Here is a 12,140-nt window from a genome sequence, read left to right on the forward strand (position 1 = left end):
CGACTTCAGCCGCGGCGAGCGGAAAGCCGCGAGGCTCAGCAAAGAGCGCTGTCGATATAGGCAAAGGAGGCGGCGACTTCCTGCTGCAGCGCGCCACTCTCCTGCACCGATGCATCGGTGCATTCGAACGAAAAGGCGCCCTCGTAGCCCGCCGCACGCAGCGCCGCTATCTGCTCGAGAGTGCCGCAGCGATCCTGCGCATCCACCAGCACGCGGTGTGGGTCCTGCGACGCGTCAAGCGGCACATCTGGCGCGGAAATGCCGGAGATATGCACCATCCGCGTCCAAGGCGCAAAGACCTGCAGCTCACCGGCGATCTGATGCTGGAACGTGTCATGCACGATGCCGAAACAGCTACTGCCGCCCACCGCCTCGATCGCCTCCACCGCCTCGGCTTTGCGCCGCAGGCTCGACGAGGCAAAGCCGATTGGCTCGACCAGCGCCACCAGCCGCCGCCCTGCGAGCATCTCACGCACCTCGCGCAGCGCCTCACGCAGCGGCACAACGGGCCGGTCATCGACCGAGGGGATCAGGCTGATCGTCTCCGCACCCGCCGCCTCGGCGACCTCGATCAGCGCGGCGACCTGCGCCGCCCGCTCGCGGTCCCAGACGTTGATGCCATAGACCTCGCTCAGCCCCAGCAGCCGCAGTCCCCGGCCGCGCGCCATGCGCGCCGCCTCGCGCGGGTCCAGCCCGTCGAAGAAGGGCCGCCCGAGATCGTCGCGCGGCTCGACCCCGACACAGCCGAGGCGCTGCGCGAGATCGAGAAAGCCTTCCCAGGAAAGATGCCGCGCCGTCTTTTGGTTCAGCGCGCGGGGGATCATGTGGCGTCGCGCTCCATGATCCACTCCACCGGCGGCGCCGGAACAAAGCGCCACTTGCGCAGCGGCCCGGCCATCACGTTGAGATAATACATCTCAAAGCCGTAGGGCGCGCCGCACGGGTGGTGGCCACGCGGCACACAGACCACGTCGTGATCATGCACTGCCATGGTCTCGTCGAGCAGCCGGTCGTCGGTATAGACCCGCTGCACGCCAAAGCCATCCGCCGGGTTGAGCCGGTGGTAGTAGGTCTCTTCGAGATAGGTGATGCGCGGGAAATCATCCTCGTCGTGGCGGTGGCTGGGATAGGACGACCAATTGCCCGCCGGGGTAAAGACCTCGGTGACCAGCAGGCTGTCGCAATAATCCTCGTTCTCCATGGCGATATTGTTGATATGACGGGTGTTCGCGCCCTTGCCGCGCTGCGTCAGGGTGATCCCCTCGGGCCCGATCCGTCGCGCCTCATGACCGCCCACGCCGGGCGCCGAGCACACCGCGATGGTGCACTCGCTCATCGCCTCGGCCCGCCAATCGCAGCCATTCGGCAGATAGAGGCAATGCGGCGGGGTCTTTTCAAAGACGTTCATCCGCTCGCCCAACTCGCCCCAGTCCTGCCCGGCGCCGGTGATCTTCGCCTTGCCCTCGACCATCACGAGGATCACCTCGCGCTCGCCGGTCGCCTCGGCCGCGCTCTCGCCCGGCCGCAGCCGATAGAGCGAAAACCCGACGTAGCGCCAACCGGCGCTCTGCGGCGTGATCTCATGCACCTTGCCGTGCGCGCCGAAGGGGCGGTGAAGAAGATGGCTCATCGGTCCTCCTGTCCGGGCGGCGCAATTTATGGCCCCACCCTTTCATCTTTCCAAAAATACGCGGCGCCCAACGCTCTGCACTCTGCGCGCCGATCCTTCATTGTTCCAAAAATACGCCGGGGGTGCGGGGGCTGCCCCCCGCTCTCCCCCGCTCTCCGCAAGCGCGCTCAGTCAAAGACCCGCTGCTTGGCGGCGTTCTGCGCATAGGTCGCCCGCGCGCTCTCCAGCCGCTCCGGACCGCCCACCTGCGGCACCGCCACGTCCCACCAGTGACCGCCCGCGCCGGTGCCCGGCACCGCCGTGGTGTCGATGACGATCACCGTGGGAATGTCGCGGCTGCGCGCCTCGGCGATCTTCGCTTCAAGCTCGGCGATGTTGGCGGCCTTCTCGGCATGCGCCCCCATCGAGCCGGCGTGGGCGACGAAGTCGATCTCCGGCTGCACCTCGACGTTGCTGTCCTTGTACATATTGTTGAACTCGGCGCCGCCGCATTCGATCTGCAGGCGGTTGATACAGCCATAGCCGCGGTTGTCGGTGAGCACGATGGTGAAGGGCACGCGCCGCATCACCGCCGTCGCCAGTTCCGAGTTCGCCATCATGTAAGAGCCGTCGCCGACGAAGCAGATCACCTCCTTTTCGGGCGCGGCGAGCTTGATGCCCATGGCGCCAGCCACCTCATAGCCCATGCACGAATAGCCGTACTCCATGTGATAGCCGCCCTTGGCGGCCTGCCAGAGCACCTGCAGCGCGCCGGGCATGGTGCCCGCGGCGCACATCACCACCGTGTCCTCGGTCGAGACCCGCTGCACCGCACCGATCACCTGCGCATCGCTTGGCAGCCCGGCACTCTCGGGCGCCGCGGTAACTTCGGCCACCGCATCGTGCCAGCCGGTCCGCGCCGCCGGATCGTGCCAGCCGTAGAGCCGGTCCTTCAGCCCCGCCCCCAGCTTCTCCAGCACCACTTTGGCATCGCCGACCACCGGCTCGGCGCCGTGCTTCTGCGCGTCATAGCCCGCAAGGTTGATCGACAAGAGCCTGCGGTCCGCCGCCTCGAAGACCGTCCACGAGCCGGTGGTGAAGTCCTGAAACCGCGTGCCGACGCCGATCACCAGGTCCGCCCGTGCCGCCAGATCATTGGCGCAGGCCGAGCCGGTCACCCCCGGCGAGCCGAAGTTCATCTCATGCTGCCACGACAGCCCGCCCTTGCCAGCTTGCGTCTCGACCACCGGGATGCCGTGGCGGGTGGCGAACTCGGCCAGCATCTCTTCGCCCCCCGAATAGAGCACCCCACCGCCCGAGACGATCAGCGGACGCTTTGCCGCCTTCAGCATCGCCAGCGCCGCATCCACTTCCACCGGATCGGGCTCGGGCCGGCGGATGCGCCAGATCTTGGGCTCAAAGAACGCTTCGGGGTAGTCGAAGGCCTCGGCCTGCACGTCCTGGCAAAAGGCCAGCGTCACCGGGCCGCAGTTTGCCGGATCGGTCATCACGCGCATCGCCCGCGGCAGGCAGGTGAGCAGATGCTCGGGCCGGGTGATGCGGTCAAAATAGCGCGACACCGGGCGGAAGCAGTCGTTGGCCGAGACCGTGCCGTCGTCGAAATCCTCGATCTGCTGCAGCACCGGATCGGGGCGGCGGTTGGCGAAGACGTCGCCGCAGATCATCAGCAGCGGCAGACGGTTCACATGCGCCAGCGCCGCGGCGGTGACCATATTGGTCGAGCCAGGACCGATCGAAGAGGTCACCGCATGGGCGCGCTTGCGCCGCTTGGTCTTGGCATAGGCGATGGCGGCATGCGCCATGGTCTGCTCGTTCTGGCCGCGCCATGTCGGCAGCACATCCTGATAGCGGTGCAGCGCCTCGCCGATCCCCGCCACGTTGCCATGCCCGAAGATCGCCCAGACGCCCTCGATGAAGCGCTCGCCCTCTTCGGTCATCTGCACCGAGAGCCATTTCACCATCGCCTGCGCGGCGGTCAGCCGGATCGTGCCCATCGTCGTTCCTCCCATGCGGCCGCCAGCGGCCCCTTCGTCTAGATCAAAATATCCCGGGGGAGTTCGCGCCCCGGCGCGGACGGGGGCAGCGCCCCCTCCATTCCCGCCATCCTTCATGCTGCGTTCAGCCGGGCACCGGCGCGCGCCGCGTCCCAGACTTTGCAGAGCTTGGCGTAGCGCGCCGCCATCTGCTCGACTGCCTCGCCGTCGCTGACCGCGCCGCCCATCCAGGCCCGCGCCGCGTCGCCGAAGATCGTCCGGCCCACGGCAAAGCCCTTCACCAGCGGCTGGCGCGCGGCGAGCGCAAAGCTCTCGGCCAACTCTTGCTCCGGCGCGTCGAGACCCAGCACCACGATGCCGCGGGTGCGCGGGTCGTTCTCCTCGATCGCCGCCACCGCCTTGGCCCAGGCCGCCTCGGTCTTGAACGGCTCGAGCTTCCACCAGTCGGGGCAGACGCCGAGCGCGTAGAAGCGGCGGATCACCTGCGCCGTGGTCTCGTCGTTCACCGGCGCGACCTTCGAGGGGATCACCTCCAGCAGGAACTCCAGCCCGTTGCGCCGCGCGGCGGTGAAGAGCCGCAGCACGGTCTCCTCCTGCGCCGCCCAGGTCTCGGCGTCGTCGTCGGGGTGGCAGAAGCACAGGCATTTCACCACGTGGTCGCGCGGCCATTCGGTCAGCCCGCCGTAGTCCGGCCCGAGATCGGGCTCGAGCATCAGCGGCCGCGAGCCCGGCCATTCCACCGGGCGTCCGATCCACAGCCCAGTGCCCTCGGCCTCGTAGAGCGCGTCGCGCCCGAGACGCCCGTCGCAGAGGATGCCGTAGCCGCCCTGCCCGCCCGCCACCTCATGCGCGGCGCGCAGGCAGAGCTGCTTGAAGGCGCCGATCTTCTCGGGTGTAGCGCCGGCCATCTCTTCCATCTGGCTGCGGTGATCGAAGGCGAAGACGCGCATGGTCGACCAGTCGCCCTTGCGGTTCGTCGCCCAATGCACCTGCTCGAGCGCCGCGTCATTGCGCAGGTCCTTTCGCTTGATGCCGCGCTCGAAGAAATACTGCAGCTCTTCCCAGCTCGGGTAGGCCGGGGTGCAGCCGTGGCGCGAGACGGCGAAGGCGCCGCAGGCATTGGCGTATTTCAGCGTGGTGGGCCAGTCCTCACCATCGAGCCAGCCCTTCAGAAGACCCGACATGAAACCGTCGCCGGCGCCCAGCACGTTGAACACCTCGATGGGAAAGCCCGGCCCGGTCTGGCCGCCGTCGAGGCTGTCCGGGATCTCGCCCTCGAAGGCCGTCGCCCCCATCGGTCCGCGCTTGCAGACCAGCGTCGCGTCCGAGACCTTGCGCACGTTGCGCAGCGCCTCAAGCGTGTCGGTCGAACCACCAGCGATGTGGAACTCCTCCTCGGTGCCGACGATCAGGTCGAAGAGGTGCAGCGTGGATTGCAGCTGCGCGGTGACCTCGGCGCTCTCGGCGAAGCGGCTCTCGCCGTCGCCATGGCCGAGCACGCCCCAGAGGTTCGGGCGATAGTCGATGTCGAGCGCGGTCTGCGCGCCATGTTTCCGCGCCAGCTCCAGCGCCTTGAGCACGGCAGCGCGGGTGCGCTCGTGGCTCAGATGCGTGCCGGTCGGCACCACCGCGCGGGCCGAGGCGATGAACGCCTCGTCGATATCGTCCTCGCACAGGCCCATATCGGCGCAATTCTCGCGGTAGAAGATCAGCGGGAATTGTTCCTGATCGCGGATGCCGAGGATCACCAGCGCCGTGAGCCGCTCGGGGTCGGTGACGACGCCCCTCGTTTCCACGCCCTCGCGCGCCAGCTGTTCGAGGATGAAGCGCCCCATATGCTCATCGCCGACACGGCTGATCAGTGCCGACTTCATCCCAAGCCGCGCGGTGCCGCAGGCGATATTGGTGGGCGAGCCGCCGATGTATTTGTCGAAGGACCCCATGTCTTCCAGACGGCCACCGATCTGGCTGCCGTAGAAATCCACACCGGCCCGGCCGATGGTGATCACATCCAAGGTCTTGGTCATGGGTCTCCCCCCTTCTTGCTTCAGAACCCGGCGCGCCGCAGAAAGTCCCGGCTGGCCGCCAGGTCCTGCAGGATGCTGCCGCTGTTCCGTGGGTCGCGTTCCTGTTCGATGGTGATAAAGCCGCCATAGCCGAGTTCCGTGAGCAGTGACCGGATGGCGGAATAGTCGATGCGGCCTTTGCCGATCGGGCACATGACCCCTTCGGCGCAGGCGTCGAAGAAGCGGATTTCGCGCGACATGATATCCGCATAAACTTCGGCATCTATGTCTTTGAAGTGAATGTAATCCACGCGACCTGCATAGGCGCGCAGCGTGGCCACGGGGTCCATGCCGGAATAGTCCATATGGCCGGTATCGAGGCAGAGGCCCGCGGTTTCCGCGGGAATGTCCTGTGCCAGTTGATCCAACTCGTCGGCGAACTCGATATAGCCGCCCGCATGAGGGTGGATCACCGCGCGCACGCCGTAGCGGTCCCGAGCCAGCTCTGCGATGGCCCGGATGTTGTCCATCATGCCGCGCCAGTAGTCCGGCGACAGGCGCGGCGCGCGGTCCGAATGACCGGCGGCGTAATCGCGCACGTCGTGACCCCAGTCCATCACCGTCAGATACGGCGCCTCGAAGCGCTGGCCCGCATGGACTTGCGGCTTCGGCAGTGCGGTGATCAGGGCACAGATCTCGGCGGTCTGCCGCAGCAGTTCCTCGCGATTGGACGTTGAGACGAGATCGTCGAAAATCGTTCCTGCAACGATGGATAGGCCGCGTTCTTCAAGTGCGCCTCCGACCCGACCCGCATCCAGCGGCATATACCCGTACGGCCCCAACTCGAGCCCGCCGAAGCCCGCTGCGGCGGCTTCGTCCAACACCTGCTCCCAAGGCGGCAGATGTGGGTTTCTCACATCGTCCACCCCCCAGCAGCAGGGCGCGCAGGTTATGGAGATCGGCCCGCTCATCTCAGCCCGCCACATTAATGGTTTCGAAGGTGAGCCGCTTGTGGAACTGCTCGTGGAAGGCGATGAAATCCTTGGTGTGCTGCTGCTCCATGTGAAAGCCATGCGCGGCCTCATCCACCCAGCTTTCGACGAAGACCAGCTTGTCGGGATCGTCGGTGCAGGTGAAGAAATCATAGGCAAGGCAGCCCGGCTCGGCGCGGGTGGCGGCCTGCGCGATGGGCGCGCGGGCGAGGATCTCGTCGCGGGTGCCGGGCTTCAGCTCGATGGTGATGATGAATTTATACATGGCTCAGGCCCCTTCGATCTCAGAAAGGGCGATGCTGCGCCCCTCGGTGGCGCTGCGCCGGGCGGCGTCGAGCACGGCCAGCGTGGCGATGGCCGCTTCGGCAGTGACCGGGGGCGGCGTGCCGTCGCGCACGGCCTCGGCGAAGCCTTCGTAATAGGCGTGGTAGCGCCCCTGCTCGGAGGGGATTTTCACCGCCCCCGCGGCGGTGCGCAGCGTGCCCCAATGCGGCTCGGCGTCGTAGCCCCAGCCCTCAGGATCATCCACTGGGCGCTGCCCGGCAAAGATCGCCTGCGCCTGCACGTCGGTGCCAGCGGCCACATAGCTGCCCGCGCTGCCATAGGCGCGCAGTTCGCGGCAGCTGAGGTGGTTGAGCTTGCTGGCGGAAATATGTGAATGCGCACCATTTTCATGGCGCAGGGTCAGCACGAAGCCAGCGTCGGTCGGCCCCTCGGGCAGGTCTACCATATCAAGCTGGGCATCGACCGAGACCACCGGCCCCAGCAGCCAGAGCGCCTGATCCACCACATGGCTGCCGAGATCGCGCAGCAGCCCGCCCGTGGGGCCCGCTTCGAGCGTGGCGGGATCGTCGAAATCCATGCGCGAGTGCAGCCGCCAGACCGCGCCGAGCCGACCATCGTCGATCAGCTTGCGCAGGGTCCGGATATCCGCGTCCCAGCGGCGATTGTGGTAGACGCCGAGCGTGACACCCTTGACCCGCGCCGCCTCGGCCAGTTCGCGCGCGGCGGTGGCTGAGGGGGCGAAAGGCTTGTCGGCGATCACATGGACGCCCGCCGCGATAGCCTCGATCACCAGCGCGCGGCGGGTTTGCGGCGGCGTGGTGATGGTCACCGCATCGACGCCCGCCTCGAGCATGGCCGCAAGACTGGAGAAGATCGGCGTGCCGGGCAGCTCCGCCTGCACGGCGGCCACGGTGGCGGGCGCTCGCGCGACGACACCCGCGAGGCTGACGCCCCGCGCCGCCGCGATGAACGGCGCATGAAAGTGCCGCCCGCCCGTTCCGTATCCGACAACGCCGATCTTCATGATCTCTGCCCTCAGCGAATGATCGTGGCCTGAAGGGCGTCGATCGAGGACTGGATCCCGGCGTTGGTGGACATGGTGAAGTCCTCCATCTCCAGCGAGACCCAGCCGTCGTAGCCCATCATGCCGACCACCGAGAAGAACTCCTTCCACCATTGCAGATCATGGCCCGCGCCGACCGCCACATAGTTCCATGCGCGGTTGGCCACATCGGTCACCTCCTTGAGTTCCAGCAGGCCGTTGACGTCGCAGAGGCCACGCTCGATCCGGGTGTCCTTGCCGTGTACGTGGTGGATCGCCGGGCCAAGCGCGCGCGCCACGGCAATCGGGCAGGCCCCTTTCCAGAAGAGGTGGCTGGGGTCGAGGTTCATGCCGACCATGTCGCCCACTCCATCGCGCAGACGGAACAGCGTCTCGGGGTTCCATACCAGCATGGCCGAGAAGTTCTCCAGCGCGTATTTCTCGACGCCGCAGGCCTTGGCGTGCTTCACGAGGTCGTGCCAGAGCGGGAAGGCCCGGTCTTCCCATTGGTAGCGGTCGCGCTCGGGCATCTCGTCGGGCCACGACTTGGTATAGACCAGCCAGTTCGGCACCATATCGCCGGGTGCCGCTTCGGGCAGGCCCGACATGGTGACGATCTTCTTCACGCCGATCTCGCCCGCGAGACGGATGGTGTCCTCCATCTCCTTACGGTGACGCTTGCCCATCTCGCCCGGATCGAGCGGGTTGGCCGAGCAGTTGAGCGCGGCGATCTCGAGGCCACGCGCCTCAATCTCCTTGAGACGGCGCTTCAGCTCGGCGCGGTCGGCCAGCAGCGTCTCGGCGCGGAAATGCGGTGCGGGCGACCAGCCGCCGCCGGTCATCTCGATCCCCTCGACGCCGAGGGCGACACATTTGTCGAGCATGTCGGTGAAGGACAGATCACCCATCACGTCGGTGCAGATGGAAAGTTTCATCTCGTTGACTCCGAAGAAGTAAATACAGTCCGGCGGGGCCGCCCCGATTTGGGAGTGGGAGGAGAACCAGAGGCCGCCCCGCCGTGCCGGGTCACTGGTAGGTGACCCATTCCGAGCCGCCATCGGCGGAGCGGACGCAATTTTCCAGCCAGCGCACACCTTCGGTGCCGGCGGTGATGCCCGGGTAGTGGTGGGTGTCGAGGAAGGCCTCATCCCCGCGCGCCTTGGCGTCGATGGCCTCGGCGATCCACAGGTAGATATTGGCCCAGCTGTCCCCCAGCCCTTCGGTGTGCAGCGCGCCCATACGGTCCACCGCGAGGCTTTCGTCCTCGAGATAGGGCATGCCGTGGTGCAGAATGCGGTTCGGCTCGCCCTGCACCTCATAGATCAGTTGATCGGGATGGCTGTCGGACCATTGCACCGAGGCCTTGGAGCCAACGAAGCGGTAGTGCTGCGAGCCCATGTTCCCGGCGTTGACCGAGCTGACCCAGAGCCGCCCGCGCGCGCCATTGTCGTAATGCATGAGCACCGTGGCATGGTCCTCGAGCGGAGCGCGGCTGGGGATGAAGGCCTTGCGGTCGCAGAGCAGTTTTTCGATCCGGAGCTCGGGCAGCACCACTTCCGACAGATAGTAGAGATGCGTGCCGATATCCCCGAGCACGAAGGTCGAACCCGCGGTTGCCGGGTTGGTGCGCCATTTCACCGCTTCGCCCGCATCGGTATCGTCCCCGGCGTTGAAGCCGTGGGTGTACTGCATGTCGACGATACGGATCTCGCCCAGCATTCCCTTGGCCACCATCGCCGCCATCTGATGCACCAGCGGATGGCCGGTGAACCCGTAGGTGACGCCGACGATCAGCCCCTTTTCCTCGGCCAGCGCGGCGATCTCGTCGCATTCGGCCACGGTGAAGAAGAGCGGCTTTTCGCAGATCACATGGATGCCTGCCTGCAGCAGCGCCTTGGTGATCTCGTAGTGGGTGAAGTTGGGCGTGGCGACCGAGACCACCTCGACGCCATCCTCGCGCCCGGCTTCACCGGCGATCAGATCCTGATAGGTGGCGTAGCAGCGGTCCGCCGCCACGCCGAGGTTGGTGCCGAAGTCGCGACCGCGCTCGGCGTCGAGATCGAAGGCCCCGGCCAGCAGCTGGTAGGTGCCGTCGCGCAGCGCACCGGTGCGGTGCTTGTAGCCCACCTGCCCGGTGCGCCCGCCGCCGACCATGCCCCAACGCAGGGGGCGCGAGAGTGTGCGTTCGCCGTTGATCATATCCGCTCCTCTCAGGCCGCCCGCGAGATCGGCGCTTCGTAAAGCGCCGGTTTGTCGCGCATGCGGATCATCTCGCGGCCGCCGCTGGCGACCGCGCGCAGCGCGGCATCGGCCACCAGCGTCGAGGCATAGCCGTCCCAGGTGCTCGGCCCGGTCGCCGTGCCCTCGCGGGCGGCGGCGATCCATTCGCGGAACTCCTGATCGTAGGCTTCGATGAAACGCTCCCGCCAATCCTCGGGGATGGTCTGGCGGATACCGCTGGCGTCCGAGACCACCGTGGCCGGACGGTTGGGCAGCGCCGCGACACCGCGCTCGCAGGAGGCCTCGCCGCGGATGTCATAGCCGTAGGCGATGTTCACCGAGATCTCGACATCCACGATCGCCCCGCCCGCCATATGCAGCAGCACGAAATGCGGATCGCGCAGCTCGCCGCCCTGACGCGACTTACGCGGCAGGCGCACCTCGACCGAGGCAATCTCGTCCGACAGCAGCCAGCGCGAGATATCCGCGTCATGCACCAGCGTGTCGTTGAGCGGCATCTCCGAGGTATAGAGCCCCGGCGGAACCGATGCGTTGCGGTGCACCGAATGATACATCAGCGGAAGGCCCAGCGTGCCGCCGTCGAGCACCGCCTTCAGCCGCCGATAATCGGCGTCGAACCGGCGCATGAAGCCCACCTGCACAAGCCGGCGCCCAAAGGCGACCTCGGCCTCCATCACCCGCAGCGCCGCCTCTTCCGAGGTGACGAGCGGCTTTTCGCAGAACACCGGCTTGCCCGCGGCGATGCAGTCGAGCAGCTGCTCTTCGTGCGCCGGTCCCCACGAGCAGATCACCACGGCGTCGACATTCTCGGCGCGGATCAGCGCCTGAGGGGTGTCATAGACCTCGGCGCCCTGCGGCGCGGCAGAGGTTGCACGGTCGCGGTCGATGTCGCTCACTGCGACCACCTCGACCCCAGAGAGGACTTGGGTCAGACGGCGGATGTGATCCTGCCCGATCATCCCCGTCCCGATCACGCCAACACGAAGGCTCATTTTGCACCCCCGAAATGCTTGTCGATGTAGCGCTGCATCTCGGAGCGCATGAAGGTGCCCGAGGCGTCCATGCGGTCCTCCCACGCAAAGACGCAGGCGGTCATGATGCCGTCGAAGCCGATTTCGGCGAGCGTGCCGAAGAAGTCGTCCCAAGGCACTTCGCCCTGACCGATGTCGAGATGCTGGTGGATGCGGGCGTTGGTGCCTGGCGGGTTGAGGATGTAGCGCAGGCCCGAGCTGGCCTTGTGGTTGAACGTGTCGGCCACATGCACATGCGCCAGCACGTCGGCGCATTCGCGCAGCATAGCCTTGGTGTCGTCACCGAAGTAATAGGTGTGCGGCGCGCAATAGAGGAACTTCACCTGCTTGGAGTTCACCGTGCGGATGATGTCGACCGCAGGCTGCAGTTCCTCGACCCAATCCTCGGGGTGCGGCTCGATGTGCAGCATGATCCCCTCGCGCTCGAAAATCGGCACGAGCTCTTCCATGGAGCGCCACCACGCATCCTCGCAGCTCTCGATCATCGAGCCGGTGTGGCAGCAGTAGCAGCCGCCCTTGTCGGGGTGCGGGCCGCGACCGAATTCGCTGTTCATCGTGTCGACGCCCAGTTCGATGCAGATCTCGATGGCACGTTTCCAGTGGCGCACCGCGGCCTGCCGCTCGGCCTCGTCGGGGCTGGCCCAGCGGTACATCGGCAGCAGCGACGCGATGCCGACGCCGGAGTCCGAGAGCGCCTTCTTGAAGCTCTTCACGCGATCCGGGAAGACGCGGGGTGCCTTGAACCACTCCAGAAAATCCGCGCGGGGGCTGAGTTCGATCCACTCGTAGCCAAGCTCGGCGACCTTCGAGGGCAGCTCTTCAAGGCTCAGGTGGCGGTGCATGAACGGGTCGAGCGCAATCTTCATGGCTCTGTCTCCTCCCTAAGAGATGTCGGGGCGCGCGCCGCGTGACGGGCGGC

11 protein-coding genes are annotated in these 12,140 nt (G+C 66.7%); all 11 read right to left on the minus strand.

Annotated features, from left to right (window positions below):
• Positions 1-35: 35 nt before the first annotated feature.
• A complete protein-coding gene (locus AYJ57_RS20180; RefSeq protein WP_066110234.1) occupies positions 36-824 on the minus strand; it encodes a TIM barrel protein in 789 nt (262 codons plus the stop codon).
• Positions 821-1,630: a 5-deoxy-glucuronate isomerase gene (iolB, locus tag AYJ57_RS20185; RefSeq protein WP_066110236.1), complete on the minus strand. Its 810-nt coding sequence runs from the start codon at positions 1,628-1,630 to the stop codon at positions 821-823. The genes AYJ57_RS20180 and iolB overlap by 4 nt, the downstream gene beginning before the upstream one ends.
• Before the next feature lie 167 nt (positions 1,631-1,797).
• A complete protein-coding gene (iolD, locus tag AYJ57_RS20190) occupies positions 1,798-3,639 on the minus strand; it encodes a 3D-(3,5/4)-trihydroxycyclohexane-1,2-dione acylhydrolase (decyclizing) (protein ID WP_157374291.1) in 1,842 nt (613 codons plus the stop codon).
• A 98-nt stretch (positions 3,640-3,737) separates the two neighbouring features.
• Positions 3,738-5,651, minus strand: coding sequence for a bifunctional 5-dehydro-2-deoxygluconokinase/5-dehydro-2-deoxyphosphogluconate aldolase (locus AYJ57_RS20195; protein ID WP_066110241.1), 1,914 nt, complete (start codon positions 5,649-5,651; stop codon positions 3,738-3,740).
• A 20-nt stretch (positions 5,652-5,671) separates the two neighbouring features.
• Positions 5,672-6,511 (minus strand): TIM barrel protein, encoded by an 840-nt coding sequence (locus tag AYJ57_RS20200; protein WP_250637302.1) that lies wholly within the window; start codon positions 6,509-6,511, stop codon positions 5,672-5,674.
• A 91-nt stretch (positions 6,512-6,602) separates the two neighbouring features.
• The gene (locus tag AYJ57_RS20205; RefSeq protein WP_066110243.1) at positions 6,603-6,887 is read right to left on the minus strand and encodes a putative quinol monooxygenase; all 285 of its coding nucleotides are present in this window, start codon (positions 6,885-6,887) and stop codon (positions 6,603-6,605) included.
• 3 nt (positions 6,888-6,890) lie between these two features.
• Positions 6,891-7,931, minus strand: coding sequence for a Gfo/Idh/MocA family protein (locus AYJ57_RS20210; RefSeq protein ID WP_066110245.1), 1,041 nt, complete (start codon positions 7,929-7,931; stop codon positions 6,891-6,893).
• Between the two features lie 11 nt (positions 7,932-7,942).
• Positions 7,943-8,884 carry a sugar phosphate isomerase/epimerase family protein gene (locus AYJ57_RS20215; protein ID WP_066110247.1) on the minus strand — a complete coding sequence of 314 codons (942 nt, stop codon included), beginning with the start codon at positions 8,882-8,884 and terminating at the stop codon, positions 7,943-7,945.
• Between the two features lie 91 nt (positions 8,885-8,975).
• Positions 8,976-10,148, minus strand: a complete 1,173-nt coding sequence (locus tag AYJ57_RS20220) for a Gfo/Idh/MocA family protein (protein WP_066110248.1) — start codon at positions 10,146-10,148, stop codon at positions 8,976-8,978.
• A gap of 11 nt (positions 10,149-10,159) precedes the next feature.
• Complete coding sequence (locus AYJ57_RS20225) at positions 10,160-11,182, minus strand: Gfo/Idh/MocA family oxidoreductase (RefSeq protein ID WP_066110250.1); 1,023 nt, start codon at positions 11,180-11,182, stop codon at positions 10,160-10,162.
• Positions 11,179-12,087 (minus strand): sugar phosphate isomerase/epimerase family protein, encoded by a 909-nt coding sequence (locus AYJ57_RS20230; RefSeq protein WP_066110252.1) that lies wholly within the window; start codon positions 12,085-12,087, stop codon positions 11,179-11,181. The genes AYJ57_RS20225 and AYJ57_RS20230 overlap by 4 nt, the downstream gene beginning before the upstream one ends.
• Between the last annotated feature and the right edge of the window lie 53 nt (positions 12,088-12,140).

The organism is Salipiger sp. CCB-MM3, assembly GCF_001687105.1.
Lineage (GTDB): Bacteria > Pseudomonadota > Alphaproteobacteria > Rhodobacterales > Rhodobacteraceae > Salipiger.